A 23,855-nucleotide genomic window follows, 5' to 3' on the forward strand; every position below is an offset into this window, starting at 1 on the left:
GGTGTTCGGCCAATTCTTCGACAAGATGACGCCGCAGCGGTTCGCGGCACTTGCACCACACATGCAGACGGAAGCGCTGCTTCTGGCCGCAGAGGTGGGCCTTGCCGTCCCTGTGGTGGCGGCATCGATCTCGATCCCGACACTAGAGGCTAAGCGCCTGATGTGTCAGCGGCACGGCTATCGTACACCGGAGGCCGCGAGCAACTGGGTCGATCCAGACAGATCCGTCGACGTCCGCTCGAACAAGATGAAGATCCTGTCGATGATGCTGGCTGAGGGTGGCGCAGATGGCATCTCCCTTTCGCTGGTCGAGATCGCTGAACGGGCCGGAATCGGATCGACGAATGCGCCGCGCGCGATGCGGGACCTGACGCATGCCGGCTTTATCGTCTGCATCAAGCGCGGCGGCCCACATCATGCGGCCGTCTACCGGGTCACCGAGGATGGCATCGAGGCCGTCCGCAAGGCGCGGGGCGATCGATGAGAAGAGGGGCTCCGCGCACGCTCTATGTCATCGCTCCGTCCATGATCGAATGCGTCGAGACGGCACGCGCCTTCGGGCTGGCGCCGGCCGAGATGGAGCACCATCGCAACATCACCTGCGCCTATTCGCTGCGCGACACCCTGCCGGGCACGCCATTCATCGCCAAACCTGTCAGCGACTGGCTACCGGGGCCGAACACGGACGTGCTGGCTCTGGCGGTCAAGGCGATGCAGCTGCAGGGCAGGCTCAGGATCATGGGCGCTCAGGAGGCGCCGCTCTACCAAACGTTCAGCGATATGCCTCGGCGGGAGATGAGGGGATGAACGACCACTTCCTGGTTCGTGGTCCGGCCATGATCTCCTTCTCAGGCGGCCGCACCTCTGCCTTCATGCTCCACGAGATCGTAAGAGCGCATGGGGGGCGATTGCCCGACGATGTGATTGTGGCCTTCGCGAATACCGGGAAGGAACGCGAGGAGACACTCCGCTTCGTATTCGAGTGCGGCAGCAGGTTCGGCGTTCGAATTGTTTGGCTGGAATGGCGAGACACCAAGCCGTGCTTCGAAGAGGTTGGTTTCAACAGCGCAAGCCGAAACGGCGAGCCATTTGACGCCATCATAGCAAAGAAGAAGCGATTGCCGAACTGGCGAGAGCGCTGGTGCACCAGCATGCTCAAGTTGGAGCCGATGTTCGCCTATGCCAAAAGTCTAGGCTGGAAGAAAGGTGAGTATGCGGAACTGATCGGCCTGCGCGACGATGAGGGGGAACGCATCCTGCGCGGCTTTGCCAAAGCCGAGGAGACCGGGCGCCGTGTCGGTTATCCACTCGCCAACGCGAAGATCCGCAAGGCGGACGTCATGAACTTCTGGCGGAAGATGGACTTCGACCTGGCCCTGGAGCCATGGGAGGGTAACTGTGATCTCTGCTTCGCCGTGCCCAAGGCTATTCGCCTTGCCCGCATCCGGCGCAATCCTTCTTGTGGTCTCTGGTGGAACCAGAAGGAAGTGGAGCGCGATGGCTTCTTCGATCGAAGGGTTCGCGTCGCCGATCTGATGGACCGTGTAGAGCGCCATCCCGACATGTTCGACACTGCAGAATTCGACGAGTTCGACGCGGAATGCGGCGACGGCTGCGGCTACGGGGAGGCGGCGCAATGACTGCCGCTCTGGACGTCTTCATCGACGAGGCCAGATCCGTATCGGTCACCGATGCCGCGGCAATCCTGGGCTATACCCTAACGCGATCCGAATTCTCTGGTCCATGCCCCGTCTGCGGGGGCCGGGATCGGTTTTCGATCTCCACCGCCAAACAGGCATGGAACTGCCGGCAATGCGGCCGCGGCGGGCGCGACGGCATCGGGCTCATCGCCCACGCGCGCGGCCACGACGTCTCTACGCGAACCGGCTTTCTGACCGCGTGCAGCGAAGCGCTGCAGCGCGAGATCCCTGCGGAAGGTGAGCGCGAGACCGATGAGCAGCGGGCTGCGCGGCTGGCGGTGATCGAAGATCGTCGTCGGCATAATGCCGAGGTAGCAGCGCGCGCCAGCAACGACTTTCGTGACAAGGCGATCGCCAAGGGACGCGGCATCTATTTCAACGCGCGCAAGGTGGCGCCAGGCGAGCGCTGCGCGGCAGCCGATTACCTGCAGCTGCGCACGGGTTTCGAGATGCCAGACGCCGTATGGGCCAATATCCGCTTTGATCCGACACACTCCTATTGGAGCAGCCGCAAGGACGATCGTGGGCACCATCCCTGCCTCCATGTCGGCCCGGCCATGATCGCGCCGTTCGTCGACATGGACGGGAAGGTCACCGGTTGCCACGAGACGTGGATAGATCTGGCTCGTGGACCTAAATTCCGCCCGTTGCTTGCCGATGGCGATGACGTGTTGCCGACGAAAAAGATGCAGGGTGTGAAGAGGGGATCGATGATCCCGCTCTTCGGCTTGATGTCCTCGACACGCTGGGTCGGCGGCGAAGGTATCGAGAACGGCCTCGCCATTGCCGGCGCCGAGGGCTTTCCCCGCGATACCTTCTATTTCGCCGCCGGTGATCTCGGCAACCTCGCTGGCCCTGCGGATCCCGCCAGCGCCTTCAATCATCCGACGCTTACGATGACTGACAAGCGCGGCCGCTCGCGCGCGGTCCGCGTACAGGGACCGGAGCCGAAGCAGGATCTCCAGCCCGGCGAGGTGCTGGTTTTTCCTGATCGCGTTGCGCAGCTCGTGCTGCTCGCCGACGGCGATAGCGAGCCCGTGTTTACCGCTGCCGCCATGGCGCGCGCAGAGAGGCTGCATTCCCGTGGGGGGCGCGAAATAGAGACTTGGTGGCCTCCCACAGGCTCCGATTTTTCCAAACTGATGGCAGGGTGACGTGGCAGAGCGAAAGAAAAAACCTGAACTACCCGAGGCTGTCCGCGAAAAGATGCGCGAGGCCGAAGAGCAGCGGCGCGGCGAAAACCCCGTAACCCCTGCCGGTCCTGCGGACGAGGATCCCGCACACATCCTGGCCGATCTCGAAGCTGATAAAGCGGCGCTGGAATTTTGCGCCGAGCTTGATCACTCCGACACCGACAACGGCAAGCGAATGATCGTGCATTTCGGCTCCGATCTGCTGGTGATCGCCCAGGAAAAGGCCAAGACGCCGGCCTTCGCTGTTTGGACGGGAACCCATTGGGATGCCTCGAACGGCGGGCCGAAGTCCAAGGCACTGGCGCAGCGGCTAGGCGACCGCATTGCGCAGGAGATCGAATTCATCAAGCCGAACGCTTTCGAGCAGATGCTGATTGACCAGGGTCAGGAAGCGCTGAAGAAGCCGGAAGAGGAACGCGGACCGGTCGAGCGTCGACTTGCTGCCGGCGCGGCGAAGGCAACCGAGGCGCATGGGAAGCGCGTCAAGCGTCGCCTCGATCATGCCGTTACCTCGAAGAACGTTGCCAAGATGAATGCGGCGTTAGAATGCGCCGCACCGCATATCATGCGCAATCCGAACGACTTCAACGCCGACCGGATGATGGTGGCCGTCGAGAACGCCACGCTGCGCTTTCATCGCAAGACCGAACGACGCCGCAATCCACGCCACAAGAGCACGATGGAAACGCCGGATGCGCCGGAATTCATCGAGGCCTGCATCGACTCGACGCTGGAAGTGATCCCTGGCCATCGCAGGCAGGACATGATCACCCATATCGTGCCGGTGCGCTACAAGCCCGACGCGAAGTGCCCGAAGTGGATGGCCTTCATCGAAAGCAAGCTACCCGATCCTGCGGTCCGCCGGCTGGTGCAGGTGAGTTCAGGGCTCGGGCTGCTGGGCATCACTGTGCAGTATTTGTTCTTCCACTACGGCGACGGCGCCAACGGCAAATCCGTCTACATGGAGACGCTCTGCAGGCTGCTTGGCGAGGCATCGGTGACACTTCCGGCGACGAGCCTGATCGGCGAAGGCGGATCCTCCGGTAGCGCCAGCCCTGACCTTGCCCGTCTGCACGGACGGCGCCTGCTGCGCGTCAAGGAGCTTCCGGAGGGCGAGGATCTTCGCGAGAACCTGGTGAAGGAGCTCACAGGCGGGGAGACGATCACCGCGCGCGATCTTTTCACCGGCTACACGGACTTCCTGCCGATCTTCGTCGCCATCATGAGCGGCAATGGCTACCCGCGTATCACCGGTACGGACGACGGCATCTGGCGGCGCATGGCGGTGATCCATTGGCCGAACAAGATCGCCAAGGAGGACCGGCGAGAGTTCGAGGAGATCGTATCGTCCTTCGAGCCGGAATATCCCGGCATCCTCAACTGGCTGATCGAGGGCGTTCATGTCTTCCTGCGCGAGGGGCTCGTGATCCCGGAAGCGGTGGAGCGCGCCACGCAGGACTACCGCGACGACATGGACCGCACGGCGGGGTTCGTCGGCCGGTGCGTCATCCGCGATGCCATTGCGTCGCCACTGCAGGGCAAGGTGCTCTATCAGGCCTACTGCGACGACACGATCGACCAGGGCGGCAAGCCGATGAACGTCACCAGCTTCGGGCGCATCATGGGCAAGAAGTTCCCGAAGGAGCGCACCGACACCGGCGTCGTCTACATCGGCATCCGGCTAGCGAACGTACCGGCGCGGGCCTCGCCAGTCGATCCGCCCGAGGGCCGCTTCGACCCAGATGTGCCGTTTCCTGACGAATTTTCCTGACCGGTGATCTCCCCGGAACCCCTCCTTGCCGGTTTGTATCTGACCAGTTTTGACGAGTTGCTGACGGGTGCCTGACCACTTCAAAGGGAGAGAAAAGACAATGAAATCAAGGTGGCTGACGAGTTCTGACGAGTTTTCGCACGTCTCATTATGTGAGCGGTGGGAGGTGCGGAGGGTGGTTATATGCGATTAGGAAGATAACTCATCAGACTGGTCTAAGTGCATGAACTTTATAAACAAAACTCTTCATTCGACTGGTCAGAAACTAGTCAAAACTGGTCAGATGGGAAAGATGATGAAAAAAACCACGATCGAACAGCTTCTGACCTGGGCTTTCGTCCACGAGTTGCCGAAGGTGGGCGCCGGGAACGGCGGATCGCTGGTGGCCGGTTCGAGCTGGAATGCGATTGTCGAGATCGCAGCGCTCGGAACGATGATCGACCGCAACCCCAACTACTACGGCGCGATCCCCGGCTACGTGTACGAGGGCGAGCCGGCTGCAGATGCTCTGATTGTCGGTGATGCGGTGCGCGAGCTGGCGAAGCGCGACGGCTTCGAGATCGCTGCTGGCTGGCATCCTTTCCCTGAATGGGAGGACCCCCACGGTCTGATCTGCACCGAGGTTGATCGCGTCGCCGATGAACAGCGCAACCGCAGCGACAGGCTCAACGGCAAGCATGTGGTCAATCTCGTCATCAGCGCCGCCATGCTGGGCCGCGGGCCGTCGTGGGATGCGGATGAGCCGAGCGCACGGCCGCTGATCGACGTGAACGGGCGCGCCATGTGGTTCGTCGACCGGAAGGCAAAGGACAGCCTGGGTCGCGTCTACACCTACACCGACAACGGTTACGACCAGCGCCGTCATCGTCCGATCAAGGGGGCGTATCGGAAGTGGAGGCTGAACCGTCCGCTGCGTGGCGATATCCTTGCCAGGCTGGACTGGCAGCTGTGGCAATCGGCCCTCGAAGTGCTGCAAGATTCGCTTTGCGGGCGCCTGTCGGCACATGAGCTCTTCGAATTTGTGCCGGATCGGCACCCATGGATGAGGGTAAAAAGAGCTGAAGGAAATGGCCTATCTGTTTGATATGGCGAAGAAATCACTATGCTTCAAAATGATGTTGCGTGCGTTTGGAAGTTGACAGATAGTCAGCACGTTAAATCAGGTTCAAAAACCCGCTGGCGGAAACGCTCGGCGGGTTTCGCTTTTGTGGGCGGGTGAGATGGCGCGGTTGTCGACATTGAGGCCGCGCCTCTCCACTCTCGCTCCGAGGATCGGCAGGGCAGCGGGCGACGAGCAGGCGCGGTTGCGTGAGCGTGACCAGACGGTCGCCTGGCGCAGCTGGTACAAGACGTCACGATGGCAGAAGCTGCGGCAGAAGATCCTGCTGCGCGACAACTACACCTGCCAGCAGACTGGCGTGATGTGCGTCGGCAAGCATCCGGCCGACAACAGTCCGGTGATCGACCACAAGATCCCGCATCGCGGTGATGAGCGGCTGTTCTGGGACGAGGACAACCTGCAGGTCGTCAGCAAGGCCTACCACGACAGCGAGAAGCAGAAGCAGGAGCGGGCGCAAGCTCTGTGGTGATCCGATAGCTACGGCACCACGTAGACAAGTATCGCAATGACGCTGGTGAAGATCACTGTCCATACGGCAGCGGCCAGCGACCAGAAAGAGACAGGTGACAGCCGATCAAGCCAAACCCGTCGCTGGATGTCCTCGCTCAGAACCTTCAGCTTCTCGCGAGGGTTGCCCCACTTCACGCGTCTGAATTTGTAGACGTTGTTGACCATGACCCAGAGCATAGTCCGTCGCGGGTTAAGCCAGATTGAACGCTCGAAACAGAAGCAGGAGCGCGCGCAGGCTCGGTGGTGAGGTCGAGAAATTAGAAAAGTTATTGAGGCTAACCTCGCCTCCTACGACCCGAAAACCGGGTTTCCACCCCTCGACCTCCGACTCCTCGACCCCTGTTGCCGAAGTGCAACGCCGGGGGGGGCGGGTCGATAGTCTGGAGGCCCCCTCCGGCCCGGACCCGCGTCCCCCTCACGCAGAGATTTTTTTCGGATGGACACGATTTTTGACCTATTCGGGCATCCGGTCCCGGCATGGAGAGGCAAGCGTGGCCGGCCTCCTTATGAGCCGACCGAGGATGACCGCAACAAAATCAAGCTGTTGCTGGCGCTCGGCTGGTCGATCGAGCGGCTGGCAAACGGAGTCGGCGTCTCTCCAGCGACGGTGAAGCGGTATTTTAGAGCCGAGCTGAAAGAGCGTTACGCCATGCGCGACCGTCTGGATGCCCGGCGCTTCCAGATCGCGATGGAGCAGGCAAATGCCGGCAACGTCGCGGCGCTGAAGGAGCTCGGGAAGATGATCGAGCGGTCCGATATGATGGATGCCGATCGCAACATGCGTGATGCGCAGCGTGATCGGGCGACCACCGAAAAGGCCGCCGAGAAGCTCGGCAAGAAGGCGGCCCAGAAGGAGGCCGCGAAGACAGCCGGCGCAGATAGCGAATGGGGCAGCGACCTGCTGCCCGGCGTGCATCGGAGCATGCAGTAGTGGAAACGGCCTGGATGCCGGCGTCGACCTGGTCGACGGCCGTTCCCGACTGGAAGGAGCGGATCCGCGGCAAGCGGTCGCTCATCCCCGATCTGCCGCTCTACGATGCCGTCGCGGAAAAGGCGCTCCGCATCTTCAAGCGGCTGCGCGTACCGGACATCATCGGCAATCCGACCTACGGCGAGGCTTGCGACGAGTGGGTGTTCGGTTTCGTCCGCGTCGTCTTTGGCAGCTACGATCCGGAGACTAAGCGCCGTGCCCTGCGCGAGTTCTTCCTGCTCGTGCCGAAAAAGAATGGCAAGTCCTCCATCGCGGCTGCGATCATCGTCACCGCTGCGATCCTCAACGAGAGGCCGGAAGCGGAACTGCTGCTGATAGCGCCGACGAAGCAGATCGCGGATATCTCGTTCAAGCAGGCCGTCGGCATCATCCGACTCGACGACGAGCTGGCGAAGTTGTTCCATCCTCAGGATCACCTGAAGAAGATCACGCATCAGAATACGCTCGCCGTGATCGTCGTAAAGGCTGCCGCAGCCGACGTCATCACCGGCTCGAAGGCAACCTACATCTTGATCGACGAGACCCACGTCTTTGCCGCCATCGCCAAGGCCGCCGATATCTTCGTCGAGATCCGCGGATCGTTGGCGGCGCGGCCAGATGGGTTCTTGCTGCAGATCACGACCCAATCGAAGACGCCTCCGGCCGGCGTATTCAAGGCGGAGCTGCAGAAGGCTCGAGACGTTCGCGACGGCCTTTTCGACTTCCCAATGCTGGCCGTGCTCTACGAGTTGCCGGCGGAAGATGCCGTCGACGGCGGATGGAAGCGGCGCGAGAACTGGGGCCTTGTCAATCCGAACCTGAACCGGTCGGTCAACGAAGACTATCTCGCCGGCGAGGTCGCCACGGCTGAGCGCGAGGGGCCGGAGAAGCTGGCGCTGATCGCCTCGCAGCACTTTAACGTGGAAGTCGGCCTCGGCCTTCATGCCGATCGTTGGGCCGGGGCGACGTATTGGGAGGGCGCAACTTGCGCCGGCCTGACGCTCGAGCGGATCATGGCCGAGTGCGACGTCTGTGTCGTCGGCATCGATGGCGGTGGCCTCGACGACCTGATGGCGATGGATGTTATCGGGCGCCAGCGGGAAACGCGGAAGTGGCTCGCGTGGGGAAAGGCCTGGGCGCATCCGGACGTATTTGAGCGCCGCAAGGAGATCGCACCGCGGCTGCGCGATTTCGAGCGTGACGGCGACCTGGTCGTCTGCAACGAGGTTGACCAAGACATCACCGAGATCGCCGACATCTGCGAGCGGCTGTTCTTGGCCGGCCTGCTGCCGGAAAAGGCCGGCATCGGCCTCGATGCGTTCGGGGTCGCCAGCCTTCTCGATGCGCTGGCGGAGCGCGGCATGGCCGGCGATCTGACCATGGCCGTCGGACAGGGCTGGAAGCTGCAGTCGGCGGTGACGACGCTGCCGCGCAAGCTCAAGGACAAGACGATGCAGCACTGCGGCCAACCACTGATGGCGTGGGCGGTCGGCAACGCCAAGACCGAGCTGAAGGGCTCGAACTACATTGTCACCAAGCAGGCGGCCGGCGCGTCGAAGATCGACCCGCTGATGGCGCTGTTCAATGCGGCGATGCTGATGTTCCTCAACCCGGAAGCAGCCCCGGCCTTTGATGCTGAGGCGTGGATAGCGAGTTATGCATGAACTGGTTCAAGCGACTTCTGCGCCTTGAGGGCACAAAAGACATAGAGCCGTGGCGAGGCGGGGCCGCTTCCACCGAGAACGCGGACAACTTCGTCACCAATCAGGTGACTCTCGCTGGCTACCGTGATGGACGCTTCGGTCAGCCTGGCGCGGCCGTTGGCCTTTCCGCGACCTGGGCCTGCGTGCAACTGATCGCGGGCACGATCGCTTCGCTGCCGTTGATGGTCTATCGGACGGAAAATGGGATACGGAAGGTCGCGAAGGATCATCCGCTTTATTTCGTTTTGCACGACAGCCCGAACTATGACCAGACCGCCGTCGACTTTTGGGAGGTTATGGCAGCCAGCATCGAACTGCACGGCAACGCCTACGCCGTGATAGAGCGGCGCTCCAGCGATGGCGCTCTAAGTGCGCTGCACCCCGTGCGACCCGATATCGTCAAGGTGCGCAGGACAGAGAGCGGAGATCTCGAATACGAGTGGACCGAGAACGGCCGCCGAATAGTCAAGCGCGGCTCAGACATCCTGCATATTCGCGGCGCACTCGGGGACGGCATCTCCGGATCTTCGACCCTTTCCATTTGCCGCAGCGTCTTCGACGATGCCTTGGCGGCGGAAAGTGCCGCGGGCGCGATGTTTCAGAACGGGGTTAACCCCAGCGGTATTCTATCGACCAAACCTGAAGTCCAGCTTTCGCCTCTGCAGCGCCAGGAGCTCGAGCAGCATCTCGCAACGAAGTACATGGGCTCGATCCGCCAAGGCCGACCGATGCTGCTCGACAACGGGCTGACCTGGACGCAGCTTACGATCAACCCGCAGGACGCACAGATGCTTGAAAGCCGCAAGTTCAGCGGCGAGCAGATCTGCCGGATCTTCGGCGTGCCTCCTGCGATGGTCGGTTTCGGTGACAAAGCCTCGAACTGGGGGACCGGCAAGGAAGTGGACGTTCTGGGCTTCCAGAAATTCACGCTTCGCAAGCGGCTGAAGAGGATCGAACAGGCGCTTTTGAAGCAGCTCGTTGCGCTTGCCGAGCGGCGGGAGCAGGGCATCACCATCGAATTCAACTTCGAAGGCCTGCTGCGCGGCGACACGGCCAGCCGATATGAGGCCTATGAGAAGGCGATCCGCATGGGGATTGCCACCCGGAACGAGTGCAGGGCCTTGGAAAATCTTCCGCCAGTAGAGGGCGGTGATGTCGTTACCGTCCAGATGCAGGACGTCCCCCTCTCCACCGCCATCAACGGAGGTCCTAATGGACAAGAAGACGGCTCCGGTTCTTGAGATCAAGTCGCTTAAGGATAGCGGCGAGTTTGAGGGCTACGGTTCCACGTTCGGCGGAGAGCCGGACGCCTATGGCGATGTGATCGCCGATGGCGCGTATGCGGAAAGCCTCGCCGTCCACAAGGCGAAAGGCACCATGCCGAAGCTGTTCTGGCAGCACAACTCGGATGAGCCGATTGGGAAGTGGCTGGACGCCAAGGAGGACGATCATGGCTTGCTGATGCGGGGCAAGCTGAACATGGATGTCCAACGCGGCCGGGAAGCCCATGCTCTCCTCAAGGCCGGCGACATCGACGGATTGTCGATCGGCTATCGGATCAAGGAATACAGCGTCGACACGGAAACCGGCGTCTGGACGCTTCAGAAACTGGATCTGGTCGAGGTCAGCATCGTTTCCGTCGGCGCCAACGAGAATGCGGTTGTGCAGAGCGTGAAGGCTGCCAAGGCCGCGCATGATCTTACGGAGAAGCTGAAGGCCGGGGACCGGCTGACAGAACGAGAGTTCGAAACCTGGCTCAAGGGGCTGGGCTTCTCGAACTCGCAGGCGGAACGCGCCGCGCGTCTCCACCTGAAGGGGCAGGGGGACCCTGTCGACGCGGCTGACGACGGCGTCGCATTCCTGCGCGCCTTGATGGGCTGACGCCCGATCTCAAACCGAAATCAGGAGGTTCCCATGTCGGGACGTAATCTGGCCGTCCTCTGCGGCGGTTCCATCGCATTTGTGGCCGCTTCCATGGCTGCTCTTCCCTTCGGCCCTCGTATTGTGTTCGATGCGCCGGACCGTTCTGGCGGTGGCGGCGGAAAAACCGCGGCAGAGCTCGCCGCCGAGTTCAAGCGCGACTTCGAGACCAAGCACGACAAGGTCAAGGAGATTGCTGAGAAGGCACTCGCCGAAGCCGAAAAGGGTGTGCCAATGGCATCCACCGCCAAGGAGTTGGCGGACCAGGCGATTACCGGCATGAACGAGGCGAAGGCCCGTCTCGACGAGATGGAGCAGAAGATGGCTCGCCGCGGCCAGCCGGCCGACGAGGCGCGCACCGCCGGCGAACGGTTTGTCGAGGACGAAGGCTTCAAGGCCTTTGCTGGCCAGACCCGTCCCCGCGGCCGGCACATCGTCGAGGTGAAGGATATCTCGTCCCTCACCACGGATGCGCCCGGCTCCGTCGGCACGCTGGTTCGTCCCGATCGCGCCGCACCTGTCGAGTTGCCGCGGCGCCGCATGACGATCCGCGCGCTTCTCGCTCAGGGCAACACCTCCTCCAACTCCATCGAGTATGACAAGGAGAAGCTGTTCACCAACAACGCTGCCCCGGTCGCCGAAGGCGCTCTAAAGCCGCAGTCCGAGATCCAGTTCGAAGAGGCGACTGCGACGGTTCGCACTATCGCTCACTGGATGCGCGCCTCGGTGCAGATCCTTGCCGATGCTCCTGGTTTGCGGTCCATGATCGACAACCGTCTCCGTTACGGCCTCGCTTATGTCGAGGAGACGCAACTCCTCAATGGCAGCGGCGTCGGCCAGAGCCTGTCCGGCCTGGTGACGGAAGCGACGACATTTGCCGCGCCGGGTGGCCTTGTGGCGGGGCAGATGATCGACACGGTTCGTCTCGGCATGCTCCAGGTCGCACTTGCCGAGTACCCGCCGAATGGTGTCGTGCTCAACCCGATCGACTGGGCCTTCATCGAGATGCTGAAGGACGACCAGGGTCGTTACCTTATCGGCAACCCGCAAGGCACGCTCAACCCAACCCTGTGGGGGCTTCCGGTCATTCCGACGCAGGCCATGGCGGAGGACAAGTTCCTGGTCGGCGCATTCGATCTTGCGGCCCAGATCTTCGATCGCCAGGACGCAACCGTCGAGGTGTCCACCGAGGATCAGGACAACTTCGTCAAGAACAAGGTGACGATCCGTGCGGAAGAGCGCCTTGCACTCGCCATTTACCGTCCGCAGGCGCTTGTCTACGGCGACCTCGGCCGCGTGGCCTGACGAGTTCGGCTCATCAAGGAGGGCAGCCTAGCTGCCCTCTCTATGAACCGAAGGAGAAGCATCATGGTCAAGGCAGTTCTACTCAAGCCGCTGGACGGCCAGCCGGAAGGCACCGAGCGTGAATTCAGCAAGGCCGACTTTGATCGCCTGAAGGCGTTGAACGCCGTTGGTGCGGCCGGAACGCCGAAAAACAAGGCCGAGAAGGCCGCAAAGTGATGCTTGCGCCCGTCCGCACCTCCGCACCGGCGTCGACGCCCGTCTCTCTGGTAGAGGCCAAGGCAAGCCTGCGCGTCGATTTCAGCGATGATGACGATCTGATCACGTCGCTGATCGCTGCGGCCGTGAACCATTTTGACGGATGGTCCGGTACTCTCGGGCGGGCGCTGGTCACACAGTCCTGGCGGCAGGATTTCGGTAGGCTCGGCGTCATGCGTCTGCCAGTCGGGCCGGTCGCCTCTATCGCCAAGATCGAATATTTCGACGGCGACAATGTTGTCCAGACGGTCGCCGATACGGTCTACACGCTTCGCACGGATGCCGTCGGAAGCTATGTTGACCTGGCGCCGGACCAGGCATGGCCGACTACCCACACGCGGCCCGACGCTGTCAGTGTTACCTATGTTGCCGGGACGGCCGCCGCTGATGTGCCAGCTGCGATCAAGACGGCCCTCCTTCTGATGGTCGGACATTTCTACGCCAATCGTGAAGCTGTGGGCGAGGCGCGGTCGGAACTGCCGTTCGGTGTTCACGCGCTCGTCGCGCCCTATCGGCGGGTGGGTGTGTGATGGATGCGGGCGATCTCCACTACCGTGTCGCCTTCGATCGACGCTCCGAAGTCGACGACGGCCATGGCAACACCCGGGGCGACTGGCACGAGCAGTTCCAGTGCCGTGCCGCCTATCGTCATCTTCGCGGCGGCGAGAGCGTCCTGGCTGGTCGCCTGGAGGGAAGGCATCCGCAGATCATCACCGTCCGTGCCTCGTCGCAGACGCGGCAGGTCACCACCGACTGGCGGGTGAGGGATGTCCGAACGGGCGACGAGTTTAACATCCGCGACGTAACGCACGAAACCGATCGGCAGTGGATCTCGCTGCTCGTCGAGCGTGGGGTGTGATGGCCGTCATCGGTCTGGACCGCCTCCGTCGCAAGCTGACGAAGACCATCCCCGAGGCTGCGCAGCAGCGGATCAAAGAGGCGATGGAGCAGAGCGCCAACGAGGCCGTGGCCTTGATGAAAAGCCTTGCTCCGCGTGACAGCGGCGCGTTGGTCGACAGCGTCGGCTGGACCTGGGGCGATGCGCCGAAAGGCGCAATGGCGATTGCATCGAGCAAGGCCAACGCCGGAAACTTGCGCATTACCATCTACGCCGGCGGCGGGGATGCCTTCTATGCCAGATTCGTCGAGTTCGGCACGTCGGCGCATGTCAACAAGGGCAAGTTCGCAGGCTCAAAGAACCCGGGCGCCCCGGCGCAGCCGTTCTTCTACCCAGGCTGGCGCATCGTCCGGAAGCGGGTGAAGGGCAAGGTGACGCGAGCCATCAAGAAAGCGGCGAAGGAAGCAGCAGCATCATGAGCGTAGGACAGGAACTCTGGGACGCCATCCGTGATACTCTCCTTGCCGACGCGACGGTGATGGCCGGACTAAACGCGATCTACGACAAGGTTCCCGACAAGCCATGGGGGGAAAAAAACGCGTATATGAGCCGCGGCCCGTTCTACGGGATTCCGGACGAGGCCGATTGCATCGGCGGGCAGGAGATCACGATCCAGCTCGATATCTGGTCGCGCAAGCCGAACCGCTGGACGATGGATGACATGATCGCCGCGGTCCGCAAGGCGCTGCATGAGCGAGGCCTGCAACTGACCGAAAATGCGCTGGTCAACATGCGCGTGACGTTGTGGCGGATCATCGACGATCCGGACCCGCTCACCGTGCACGGCGTCGTGCAGGTGACGGCGCTCGTCGAGGAGCCGGAGGAGGTATAATGGCCTGGATGATTGTTCATGCCGAGGGAAACTTCCGTCGGCCTCGGTCGATCTACTCGTTCAACTTCAAGCCAAGCCCGGAGCCGCAGGAGCGACCGCGCGACGTCGTCGACTATGCGGTCGCGAAAGGTCTGGCGACGGAAGTTCCGTCTCCGACCAGAGAGCAGGCCAAAGCTATCAGGCAGCGGCGCAACCGGGCGAAGTAGCCCATTCCTCTGAAACCGGGCGCAAGCCCTTCCAGGCTGGACGATCTCCGGCCCCTTGCCACATGGAGAAAAGACAATGGCCGCGCCCAACTATCAGCGCTTTCACGAGTTCGTTGTCGAGGTCGAGACCGACACGCCAGGCACCTATGCCAAGATCTGCGGCATCACCGGTCGCCAGGTCAATCGCAGCCTCGCCCTTGAGGAGATCTCCGTACCCAAGGACTGCGATGACGAAGCCGCCGGCGCCGAGACGCTGGTCGAACCGGGGCCGCTCGTCGTCACCGTCAGCGGCACTGCAAAATGGGCGCGCCAGTCTCACGGCATGATGATGGACTGGATCTATCTGAAGCAGCGCAAGTCCGTCCGGGTTGCGCATGTCGCGGCTGGTGTGGGCGACACCGAATACGAAACCGGCTTCGCCTACATGACATCTCTGAACGACAGCGGCGAGCTGGAGGGTGAGGGCAAAATCGTCACGCGCGAGATCGAGCTGCGCTTCGACGGAGAGCCGACCTGCACGGCCAAGGCCGCCCCCTGATGAAGGGCGTCGAACTCACATGGGCGGGTGGTGTGCACGACTTCAAGCTCACCATCGACTTGCTGCGGGGCCTGCAGGACAAATGCGATGCCGGCCCACAGTTCATCCTCGAGCGGCTCGGAACGCGCCGCTGGTTCATCAACGACATCACCGAGACAATCCGCTTCGGCCTTGAGGGCGGAGGGCTGCACAAGGAAGCCGCGCGGAAGCTGGTGAAAGACTTCGTCGAGGATAGGCCTTTGACGGAGTCGGTGATGATCGCCCAGGCTGTGCTGATGTCCGCTCTCTTCGGCAGCGAGGACGACATGCCGGGGGAGCCGGCGGCGGGGGAGGTGAGCCAGAGCGCAACCCGCTCCCGCGAGGCAAGTGGCGGTTCTCCAGCTTCTACAAATGGGCCGGCGTCGTCTCCGGAAACATCGGTGGAATGACCCTCTGGGAGTTTGCCTGCATGCAAGATGGTTTCCGGGAGGCGCATCCCAGCGGGAACCAGAGTGCACCGGCAATGAGCGACGACCGATTGGCTGAACTTGGCATCGAGGGCTTCTAGTGGCTACAGACGTTGAAAAGCTGATCGTCGCCCTGGAGGCGCGGACGAAGGCGTTCGAGAACGCCCTCAACAAAGCGAACGGCGTGGCAAACAAACGCGCCACGGCGATCGAGCGGCGTTTCCAGGCGATGAACCGAAACCTCTCCTCCGGCTTCAATGCGGCTGCTCGCGCCTTTGCGATCATCGGCGGGGCGGCCGGCGCCAAGAACCTGGTCGACACCGCCACCCGGATCGATAACGCGCTGAAGGTTGCCGGTCTTTCTGGCGAAGAGCTGGAACGCGTTTATGGCCGGTTGCGCGACAGCGCGCTTGCCAACGCCGCCCCGCTGGAATCGCTTGTCACGCTCTACGGGCGCGCCGCGATCGTGCAGAAGGAACTCGGCATCTCCACCGACGAGTTGCTCGGGTTCACAAACAACGTCGCGGTGGCGCTGCGCGTTGCCGGCACGGATGCGCAATCGGCGAGCGGTGCGCTGCTGCAGCTGTCGCAGGCTCTCGGCTCCGGTGTGGTCCGGGCGGAAGAGTTCAACTCGATCCTCGAAGGTGCTCTCCCGTTCGCCCAGGCCGCCGCCGCCGGCCTCAAGGAGGCTGGCGGCTCGGTGGCGAAGCTCCGTCAGCTCGTCGTCGATGGTGCTGTCTCTTCGGAGGCCTTCTTCCGGGCGTTCGAGGCGGGCTCCGTCGTCCTGGAGGACAAGGTCGCCAACGCCACACTGACAATCGACCAGCGGCTGGTGAACCTGCAGACATCGCTTGTCGATGCCGCACGCCGATTCAATGAATCTGCCCAAGCGTCGGCTACGTTCGGCGCTGAGATCGACCGGGTCGCAGCCTTCGTCAACAGCATCGACTTCGACAATCTGATCTCCGAGATCAGCGCCGTCATTGCGGCGATGAACTCCGGGATCAAGTCCGCCAACGACTTCGCCAATGCGGTCGGCAACATGAAGGGGTGGGATAACGTCGGAAAGTTGCTGACCGGTGGCGCGGCACGGCGGGAGTTTCTTGGCGGCGCCCTGACTGTCACCTCGACGGCGGGCATCACCGACCGGATCAACGAGGCTTTTGAAGACGAAATCCAGAAGGCGGGCGAACTCACCTCAGAAGCCATCAAGAACAGCGTCCTCGGCAAGGGGGCGTTGACGACGCCGAAGGATGGCCGTGTGCCGGCTGCGGCGACAGTCGCGCCGGTTTCACTGGCGGATTTCGACCTACCTGCCTCGAAGTCGAAAGGCAAGGGCAAAGGCAAGGGTGGTGGTGGCCGTAGCCGCGCAGATAGCTTCCAGCGTGAAGTCGAGCAGATCCAGGAGCGGACGGCGGCGATCCAGGCCGAAACGGCCGCGATGGCCGGCCTCAATCCCCTGATCGATGATTTCGGTTATTCGATCGAGTTCGCGCGGTCGAAGCAGGATCTCCTGAATGCCGCGCAAAAGGCGGGTGTGGAAATCACTCCGCAGGTTCAGGCCAGCATCGAGGCGATGGCGAGAGGCTATGCCGAGGCAACGTCCGCGGCGGAACGACTGGATCAGTCGCAGCGCCAGGCAAGGGAAGCATCCGAGTTCTTCGCGGATTCGGCCTACGACGCCTTCTCCGATCTCATCCCGCAGATCGAGACGGGGAACAAGGCGCTCGACAAGTTCCTCAACACGCTGATCGAGGCGGTGGCCCAGTCCATCCTTCTCGGGAAAGGGCCGCTTGCCGGTCTCGGCGGGGGTGGCGGATTCCTGGGCGGCCTGTTCTCCATCTTTGGGTTTGCAAACGGCGGCATCGCGGCTCGGGGAAGGCCACTGAAGCAGTTTGCCAGCGGCGGCATCTCGCGCACCGCAGCAATCTTTGGAGAGGCTGGGCCGGAGGCGGCTGTTCCCTTGCCGGACGGCCGCCGCATCCCGGTTGATCTCCGCATGTCGACAGGCAAAGGCTTGGGCGGCGGCCGAGACGAAGTCACCATTTATCTGCAGGACGATAGCGGGCGGATGGCTGAAATCGCCGATCAGCGCATCGAAACGAAGAGCGGCACGATCGTGAACGTGGCGGTGGCTCGCGCCGACGCTCGCGCTCCCGCGGCGGTGGCGAAGTATCAGGCGCAGCGCGCCGGCGGCGACTACAGGAACTCCTGATGGCTGACATCATTGAATGGCCGCTCTGCGTGCTCCGGCCGCAGACGATAACGCCGTGTCCGGTAGCCTTCACCCGATCCGGCGGCGCTTCGCTGGGCGGCGTCGAGTCGGCGATCCGGACTGACCTCGGTCACTGGAGCATCCAGTATGGCAACGTCGTGCTGCAAAACCGGAACCGGGAGCAGTGGCAGACATGGCAGGCGGTCCGGCAGAAGCTGTCGGGACGGTCAGGGCTGATCGTGGTGCCCGTACGCGCGGGGCTGTCCGCGCCGTATGTGTCGGGCAAGTTCGAGCCGCAGACCGAGGTGCCGCACGATGACGACGCGCTGTTCGATGACGGCGCCTCCTATCTGCAGGGCGCCATCTCGGTCGTGACCGATGGCAATACGGCGCTCGGGGCAACAGTCATCAAATTGCGCATCATCAACGCAGCGCCGAACTTGGCCGGCGTGATGTTCTCGTTCAACCACGCGCTCTACGAGATCGGCCCGGTGATCGCCATCGATGGCGATATTTGGACCGTGCCGATCTCGCCGTCGGTCCGCGAGTTCATCCCGGCCGGCTCTGCGCTGGAGTTCGATCGACCGACCTGCCTCTGTCACATGGCCGACGATCGCGGCATGGACGTGGACCGCAACGCAGTGGGCAAAAACTCGCTGCCTTCGGTCTCGTTCGTCGAGGCCACGGACTACTGGAACGCGCTCGCATTGGGGCTTGCCTGATGCTGAAATCGCTTCGCATCCTGGCGCAGGCCGACCTGCCGTCGAAGACACTGCGCTGGTATGACGGCTCTGGCGGTCCGTTCGTCGACGACGACGGCAACGTCTATCGCTCCAGCGTCCTAACGGAAGACGCGCTGAGCAACATCGAAATGGCGATCAACGCGGAGGCGTTCACGCTTTCGCTCGTCATCTCCGGCATTGACGTGGCGACGTCGAACGCGATCTGGGCTGACTACAAGGCGGGCACCATCGCGGGATCGCGTTTCCGCATCCTGATCCAGAAGTGCGACCAGTACGACCAGCCGATGGGCGCGCCTGCGGTCAAGTTCACCGGCCGCATCGACAACCTGATCTTTGGTGACACCGTTGATGGCGAGCAGATCCGCTCAACGATCACGATCGAGATCACCAACCGCTTCTCGCTGCGCAAGCAGTCGAATGGCTCGGTGTTGTCCGACGTCGACCAGAAGGCGAGGGCGGCCATCCTCAACCCGTCCGCACCGGCTGATCGTATCGCCGAGCGCATCATCCTGTTGCGCGACAAGAAAATCCGCTGGCCGGATCTGTAATGGAGACTGCTCTTGGAGACTTCCTCCGCGCTTACGACGAAAAGCCATGGGCGCCTGCATCCGTCAACTGCCTGATGTTTCCGGCCGCGTGGGCCATCTGGCTCGGACATCGCGACCCGATCGAAAAGTGGCGTGGCGTTGTCCGTGACGACGAGCATATGCGCGCAATCGTCGCCGAGGCCGCAGGCTGCGTTCTACTGATGGAAGAGGCGGCGGCTGTCATTGGGGGGCGGCGCGTGTCGCAGCCATGCTGCGGCGACGTTGGCGTAATCGGCAGTGCAACGAACATTCATCGGCAGTTCGGCGCGATCTTCGACAGCGCGCGCTGGCGGGTCCGCTTCATCGACCGCGTCGGCACGATGGTCGCAAAGCCTTTGGCGATCTGGAGAATTTAATGCCTGGATTGGAAACGCTGGCGCTGATCGTGTCATCGATCGCGACGACGACCCTTGCCGCCAACGCGCTTTACCTCGGCACTTATGCGCTGGCGATCGGCGGCCTTGCCTTCGGATCGAAGCTGCTGGCAAGAAAACCTGACGTGCCGAAGCCAGAGGATGGCAGCTTCAATCTGAAGCAGAATGTGCCGTCGCTATCCTATGTGCTCGGACGCACCAAGAAGGGTGGCGATTACCTGTTCCTCGAGGAGAAGGGCGGGACCGCTGACCATATCATCTGCATGGCGGCGCATCGCATCGAGGGCTTTGTCCAGCACTATGCGCATGACGAGAAGCTGACGCTCGACGGCAACAACGATGTGACGTCGCCTGGGCACTTCACCTACGATGGCACGAAATATCTTCGCATCCTGACGCGACTTGGCGCCAACGCGTCGACGGCCTATGCGGATATCGTTTCGGCCTTTCCAACGATCTGGGGTAACGATCACCGCGGCGATGGCCTGGCCACCGTATTGATGCGGGTGAAGTCGGCCAGCCAAAAGCGCTTCATGAAGGTGTTCCCGAACAACATGCCGGAATATTCGGGCGTGATCGATGGGTTGCGCCTTTACGATCCACGCACAGGAGCCACAGCATTCTCGCGCAATCTGGCGCTGATGCGACTCTGGCATCTGACCAGCCCCGTCGGCGGCAAGCTGACCCGCAGCGACATGTATCTGCCCGAATGGCAGAACGCTGCCAACGTCTGCGACCAGAACGTGACGAACCGCAGCGGGGCCACAGAGAAGCGCTATCATGGCGGCTTCTGGTTTCGCGCCGAGAATGATCCGGTCGAGGTCGGCCGGGTGATGGACCAGGCCGCCGAACTCGTCGTCTACGAGCGGGCGGATGGGTTGGTCGGCGTTCACGCCGGTGAGTTCGTTGCGCCGGATATTCGCCTGACGGCTGCCGATATCATCAGCGTCCAGCTCGATGGCAACACTCGGCAGGTTGGCACTGTCCTTGCCGTGCGCGGCCGCTACGTCGATACTTCCAAGGACTACAACACCGCCGATGCTGCAATCTACGGCAACCCGTACCTGCCAGAGGAGGACACGGAGCGGACGAAAACCGTCGACAACGAGGCGGTGCAGTCGCACAACCATGTTTCGCGGATGCAGAAGATCGCTTTCCTCCGGGCCAATGCACCGCGCGTCTCGGTGGTGGCGCATTACGAGCCGGCGGAGAATGTGCCTTACCGGCGTTTCGTCAAGGTTCACGTGCCGCCCAAGCTCGACGAGGCGATCATCGAAATCACCGACGTTCCGACGATCTCGCTGCGCAACCTGACCGTGGCGTTCTCCGGCATCATCGTCCCAGCCGGCCTCTACGATTTCAATGCTGGCATGGAGGAAGGCAAGCCAGGCACGAGCGTCGAGCCGTTGCCGCCTGAGGGGGTGCCGGTCCCGACCGGGTTCGACGTCATCATCAAGAGCGAGACACTTTCCGGCGGACAGAAGGCTGCTTACGCGCTGGCGTCCTGGACGACGACCAACCCGGAATTCACCTACGAACTCGAGTGGGAGCCAGTGTCTGGCGGAGAGCCGGCGCGGTCCACACTATCTGAGGCAGGGAGCGCCAATGTCCGCTCGGCCTATCTGTCGGACGGCGTGCAGTACAAGTTCCGGCTCAGAACATGGGCTGCCAGCTCTTCAGATTGGACGACCTATATCAACCGCACAGCGACCGTCTGACCTATACGACGTCGCCTCGGCCAATGACGCGACGTGTCGTCAGCTGAGCCGCCACTAAATACAGCTGAAAAAGCGCTCTGGCTGGGGGCCGGATCGCTTCTCTATGAGGAAACGACATGACCAATTTGACCGCCGCCGAAGTTTACCGCGACTACGTCACCGATGGCGTGCCTTCGTCCGGCCCCAACAAGCCGAAGAAGGCGGATATCCGAAAGCTGCATTCTCAGTATGAAGCGATTATTGACGCCTTCACCTCGAATGGCGGACTCGTTTATTCGTCCTTGGAGTCCCTGAACGCGGACCTTGCCAAGGCCGTCAACACCATGGCGTGGGTGGTTGGTGACCCTGTCGCCGCCAACAACGGCGTCTACGGGAAGGTCGGGGCGCCCGGCTCCGGTTCTTGGACCCGGCGGAGCGACCTGCCGTTCAGCTTTGTCGTTGCGTCTAATATTGGCGCCGGCACGCCCAACGCGATCCAGGCAACGTCTTCAATTCCGGTCTCCGGATCGGCGCTTGTCTGGGTGAATGTGTTCACTGCCAACACCGGACCAGTCACTGTCGCGTTCAACGGCGGGGCACCTTTGCCCATTAAAACGAATACCGGAAACGACGTAGCGCCTGGTGGTCTCATGTCTGGTATGATCGTGCTCGGCATCGTATCTGACAGCACGTTCAGGGTCGTGAATGACCAGGTGTCGAGCGCCATTGTTGCGGCAGCTGAGGGGTGGGCCAACGTGGCATTGGCCGCCGCAAACAGCAACCTCGCCTTCGTAACGCGCGCAGCAGCGGCCGCCGCTAGCGTCCCGGCCGGCGTGCATTCCATTACGCTTAGAGGGGGGGCCTCCGAAAGCGACGGGCTTGGCGGGTTGTGGACCGACACCAACAACGGCAGCACTGACACCTTCACGACCAATGGTGGCACGCGGACGTGGTATCGGGTGCGTGATGTTGCGGCAATGTCGCGACTTCCAGAAACGGAAATGTCCGCCCAACGTTTGTTTGACGCCAGCCTTTCACGCGACATGGCGTTCGATCAGCCCTGGTGCCGTTTCGTGCCGATTGCCGGAATGGGCGTGAACCAAACAACGGGCTTCGACCGTCAGCGCGGTTATATCTACACGCACCACAACATCAATGACGGCGCCGATAAGGGTGTCATCACCCGCTATGCCTGGGGAACCGGCAGCCGCGCCCCACTTGATAGCATGACGCCTTCGGCGCTAATTAGCCATTCCGGTCTGTGTGTCGAAAGGGCCACCGGAAAGCTCTGGACCGGCGGTGCTGGCGGGGTTGCACTTCGCTTCGATTACGCTGCCGGCGGTGCGCCAGCAAGCGCACAGCAAATCACCTTCTTTGCCGGGTCATCTGGTAAGGTGTCGATCAGTTATGATCAGAAATGGTTTGTGACGCAAAGCCGCTCGGGCGGTACGATCACCAATCGTTTCTATCCTCTCGATCAGGTCTTGGCCGCCATCGGCTCGTTGCCTACGGCTGATGTGTCGGGGCTGGAAGTCGTGTCAATGCGGATCACGTTTCCTGATCCATCGCCATCCAATCTGTACTATCAGGGGCACGGTTGCGACGGGCGGCGGCTCTACACCATCGCCGGCTACACGAATATCAACACGTCCGGGCAAATCCTCGTCCATGATATGTTCACCGGCAAACTGCTGTATCGCAATTCGGAGTTCCGTCCTGGTTTCGCAACCTGCAACCCTGTGTCCAAAGGTGTGCATTGGGAGCTTGAAAGCATCGATTTTATCGACGGTTCGGACAACGATCCTATCCCGTCGCTGGCTATCTCGCTTGCCGGCAGCAGCACGGAAGCAAGCCGAAATTGCGTCTATGTAATCGGTCCCGTTCAGCCTGATCCCGGTTATGTAGCAGGCCGTCCGATCAACTACGCACCAACGATGACCATTGGGCACAATTGGAGCCTTATGGCGTCACCGGCTGGCAGTGGTAACGTTGCACCGTTTCAGCATCATTCCACCACCGTTGAAAACGCAACGCATCATTTGTCGTTGTGGACAGCATCGGGCGGCGCGTCCGACGTTAGCCGCATCATCGTGCGCGGCACAAGCGGAACGATCGGTGATTTGTCCGGTAGCTTGCCGGATGGCATGAACCTTTATGCAGACCGTTTCTATGCGGCTCACGGCGGCAATTACATCAACAGCGGGTACTACCTTGTAGAAGTTGACGCTGCTGCAGGTGCGCTCAATACCAACTCCGTTCCGATGGCCTTTGTATGGGCCGCTATGCGCTCGGGCGGAACCACTCCCACCGAAATCTTCCGAGTGCGCGGGACTGCCATCTATCCAGGCGATGTGGACAATGGCATTTCATGCGGTGCAGGCTCCAAGCGTTGGAGCGTCGTCTATGCGGCAACCGGGACAATCAGCACGTCGGACGCGCGCGATAAAACGTGGCGCGGCGAACTGGACGGTGCTGAGTTGCGGGTTGCTAAGCGGCTTTCTAAGCTTGTTGGCATTTACCAGTGGAATGACGCCATTGCAGAGAAGGGTACGGGTGGCGCCCGTCTGCATATCGGTGTGACGGCGCAAGAGGTCCGAGATGCGTTCGAGGCGGAGGGTCTCGACGGGTTCCGTTATGCTGTCCTCTGCTACGACGAATGGGAAGCGAAGATCGAGACGGACGAAGACGGCAACCAGACAACCATTTTCGACGCCGGCGACCGCTACGGCGTTCGTTACGATCAGGTTCTTGTGTGGGTGGCGGCGGGCTTTGAGGCGCGGCTTGCAGCACTTGAAGCTGCGTGATTGCTGTCGCGCAGTGCTGCGCCAATCTCATCCACAATGAGGCGAGCTGCTAGAGGTGGTCGGGCCGT

The 23,855-nt window shown here is 62.0% G+C and carries 27 protein-coding genes; 26 read left to right on the plus strand and 1 reads right to left on the minus strand.

What is annotated here, in order from left to right:
* The first annotated feature begins 1 nt into the window (after window position 1).
* The 7 genes from J2Y48_RS15380 (at window position 2) to J2Y48_RS15410 (ending at window position 6,253) form a co-directional block, all read left to right on the plus strand.
* The gene (locus J2Y48_RS15380) at window positions 2-484 is read left to right on the plus strand and encodes a hypothetical protein (RefSeq protein WP_310419692.1); all 483 of its coding nucleotides are present in this window, start codon (window positions 2-4) and stop codon (window positions 482-484) included.
* Window positions 481-807, plus strand: coding sequence for a hypothetical protein (locus J2Y48_RS15385; protein WP_310419694.1), 327 nt, complete (start codon window positions 481-483; stop codon window positions 805-807). The genes J2Y48_RS15380 and J2Y48_RS15385 overlap by 4 nt, the downstream gene beginning before the upstream one ends.
* A 101-nt stretch (window positions 808-908) precedes the next feature.
* Complete coding sequence (locus J2Y48_RS15390; protein WP_310419696.1) at window positions 909-1,640, plus strand: Nin-like protein; 732 nt, start codon at window positions 909-911, stop codon at window positions 1,638-1,640.
* Entirely contained in the window at window positions 1,637-2,854 is a 1,218-nt protein-coding gene (locus J2Y48_RS15395; RefSeq protein WP_310419698.1) for a primase-helicase zinc-binding domain-containing protein, read from the plus strand. Before J2Y48_RS15390 ends, J2Y48_RS15395 begins: the two co-directional genes overlap by 4 nt.
* A gap of 1 nt (window position 2,855) precedes the next feature.
* Window positions 2,856-4,664: a phage/plasmid primase, P4 family gene (locus J2Y48_RS15400; protein WP_310419700.1), complete on the plus strand. Its 1,809-nt coding sequence runs from the start codon at window positions 2,856-2,858 to the stop codon at window positions 4,662-4,664.
* Window positions 4,665-4,947: 283 nt separating this feature from the next.
* On the plus strand, window positions 4,948-5,748 hold the full coding sequence (locus tag J2Y48_RS15405) for a hypothetical protein (RefSeq protein ID WP_310419702.1): 801 nt from the start codon (window positions 4,948-4,950) through the stop codon (window positions 5,746-5,748).
* A gap of 136 nt (window positions 5,749-5,884) precedes the next feature.
* Window positions 5,885-6,253 (plus strand): HNH endonuclease, encoded by a 369-nt coding sequence (locus J2Y48_RS15410; protein WP_310419704.1) that lies wholly within the window; start codon window positions 5,885-5,887, stop codon window positions 6,251-6,253.
* 8 nt (window positions 6,254-6,261) lie between these two features.
* Here J2Y48_RS15410 and J2Y48_RS15415 read toward each other — a convergent pair whose 3' ends face one another.
* Window positions 6,262-6,471 (minus strand): hypothetical protein, encoded by a 210-nt coding sequence (locus J2Y48_RS15415; RefSeq protein ID WP_310419706.1) that lies wholly within the window; start codon window positions 6,469-6,471, stop codon window positions 6,262-6,264.
* A 367-nt stretch (window positions 6,472-6,838) separates the two neighbouring features.
* Between J2Y48_RS15415 and J2Y48_RS15420 the strand changes: the two genes are divergently transcribed.
* From J2Y48_RS15420 to J2Y48_RS15510, 19 genes are all read left to right on the plus strand, one after another.
* Window positions 6,839-7,225: an AraC family transcriptional regulator gene (locus J2Y48_RS15420; RefSeq protein ID WP_310419708.1), complete on the plus strand. Its 387-nt coding sequence runs from the start codon at window positions 6,839-6,841 to the stop codon at window positions 7,223-7,225.
* Between the two features lie 14 nt (window positions 7,226-7,239).
* A complete protein-coding gene (locus J2Y48_RS15425; protein ID WP_310419710.1) occupies window positions 7,240-8,928 on the plus strand; it encodes a terminase large subunit domain-containing protein in 1,689 nt (562 codons plus the stop codon).
* Window positions 8,925-10,208, plus strand: coding sequence for a phage portal protein (locus J2Y48_RS15430; RefSeq protein WP_310419712.1), 1,284 nt, complete (start codon window positions 8,925-8,927; stop codon window positions 10,206-10,208). The genes J2Y48_RS15425 and J2Y48_RS15430 overlap by 4 nt, the downstream gene beginning before the upstream one ends.
* Entirely contained in the window at window positions 10,180-10,848 is a 669-nt protein-coding gene (locus J2Y48_RS15435) for an HK97 family phage prohead protease (RefSeq protein WP_310419714.1), read from the plus strand. The genes J2Y48_RS15430 and J2Y48_RS15435 overlap by 29 nt, the downstream gene beginning before the upstream one ends.
* Window positions 10,849-10,881: 33 nt before the next feature.
* Window positions 10,882-12,192 carry a phage major capsid protein gene (locus J2Y48_RS15440; RefSeq protein WP_310419716.1) on the plus strand — a complete coding sequence of 437 codons (1,311 nt, stop codon included), beginning with the start codon at window positions 10,882-10,884 and terminating at the stop codon, window positions 12,190-12,192.
* 63 nt (window positions 12,193-12,255) lie between these two features.
* Window positions 12,256-12,408, plus strand: coding sequence for a hypothetical protein (locus J2Y48_RS15445; RefSeq protein ID WP_310419718.1), 153 nt, complete (start codon window positions 12,256-12,258; stop codon window positions 12,406-12,408).
* A complete protein-coding gene (locus J2Y48_RS15450; RefSeq protein WP_310419720.1) occupies window positions 12,408-12,977 on the plus strand; it encodes a head-tail connector protein in 570 nt (189 codons plus the stop codon). Before J2Y48_RS15445 ends, J2Y48_RS15450 begins: the two co-directional genes overlap by 1 nt.
* Window positions 12,977-13,306, plus strand: a complete 330-nt coding sequence (locus J2Y48_RS15455) for a phage head closure protein (RefSeq protein ID WP_310419722.1) — start codon at window positions 12,977-12,979, stop codon at window positions 13,304-13,306. Before J2Y48_RS15450 ends, J2Y48_RS15455 begins: the two co-directional genes overlap by 1 nt.
* Complete coding sequence (locus J2Y48_RS15460) at window positions 13,306-13,764, plus strand: HK97-gp10 family putative phage morphogenesis protein (protein ID WP_310419833.1); 459 nt, start codon at window positions 13,306-13,308, stop codon at window positions 13,762-13,764. Before J2Y48_RS15455 ends, J2Y48_RS15460 begins: the two co-directional genes overlap by 1 nt.
* Complete coding sequence (locus J2Y48_RS15465) at window positions 13,761-14,177, plus strand: DUF3168 domain-containing protein (RefSeq protein WP_310419724.1); 417 nt, start codon at window positions 13,761-13,763, stop codon at window positions 14,175-14,177. The genes J2Y48_RS15460 and J2Y48_RS15465 overlap by 4 nt, the downstream gene beginning before the upstream one ends.
* Window positions 14,177-14,383 (plus strand): hypothetical protein, encoded by a 207-nt coding sequence (locus J2Y48_RS15470; protein ID WP_310419726.1) that lies wholly within the window; start codon window positions 14,177-14,179, stop codon window positions 14,381-14,383. Before J2Y48_RS15465 ends, J2Y48_RS15470 begins: the two co-directional genes overlap by 1 nt.
* A 76-nt stretch (window positions 14,384-14,459) precedes the next feature.
* Entirely contained in the window at window positions 14,460-14,921 is a 462-nt protein-coding gene (locus J2Y48_RS15475) for a phage tail tube protein (RefSeq protein WP_310419728.1), read from the plus strand.
* Window positions 14,921-15,349, plus strand: coding sequence for a gene transfer agent family protein (locus tag J2Y48_RS15480; protein ID WP_310419730.1), 429 nt, complete (start codon window positions 14,921-14,923; stop codon window positions 15,347-15,349). The genes J2Y48_RS15475 and J2Y48_RS15480 overlap by 1 nt, the downstream gene beginning before the upstream one ends.
* A 118-nt stretch (window positions 15,350-15,467) precedes the next feature.
* Entirely contained in the window at window positions 15,468-17,582 is a 2,115-nt protein-coding gene (locus J2Y48_RS15485; RefSeq protein WP_310419732.1) for a tape measure protein, read from the plus strand.
* Complete coding sequence (locus J2Y48_RS15490; RefSeq protein WP_310419734.1) at window positions 17,582-18,304, plus strand: hypothetical protein; 723 nt, start codon at window positions 17,582-17,584, stop codon at window positions 18,302-18,304. Before J2Y48_RS15485 ends, J2Y48_RS15490 begins: the two co-directional genes overlap by 1 nt.
* Window positions 18,304-18,873 (plus strand): hypothetical protein, encoded by a 570-nt coding sequence (locus tag J2Y48_RS15495; protein ID WP_310419736.1) that lies wholly within the window; start codon window positions 18,304-18,306, stop codon window positions 18,871-18,873. Before J2Y48_RS15490 ends, J2Y48_RS15495 begins: the two co-directional genes overlap by 1 nt.
* Window positions 18,873-19,268 carry a DUF6950 family protein gene (locus J2Y48_RS15500; protein WP_310419738.1) on the plus strand — a complete coding sequence of 132 codons (396 nt, stop codon included), beginning with the start codon at window positions 18,873-18,875 and terminating at the stop codon, window positions 19,266-19,268. Before J2Y48_RS15495 ends, J2Y48_RS15500 begins: the two co-directional genes overlap by 1 nt.
* Entirely contained in the window at window positions 19,268-21,004 is a 1,737-nt protein-coding gene (locus J2Y48_RS15505; protein ID WP_310419740.1) for a hypothetical protein, read from the plus strand. Before J2Y48_RS15500 ends, J2Y48_RS15505 begins: the two co-directional genes overlap by 1 nt.
* 116 nt (window positions 21,005-21,120) lie before the next feature.
* Entirely contained in the window at window positions 21,121-23,787 is a 2,667-nt protein-coding gene (locus J2Y48_RS15510) for a tail fiber domain-containing protein (protein ID WP_310419742.1), read from the plus strand.
* Window positions 23,788-23,855 lie beyond the last annotated feature (68 nt).

The organism is Mycoplana sp. BE70, assembly GCF_031455855.1.
In the GTDB taxonomy this organism is placed as follows: domain Bacteria; phylum Pseudomonadota; class Alphaproteobacteria; order Rhizobiales; family Rhizobiaceae; genus Mycoplana.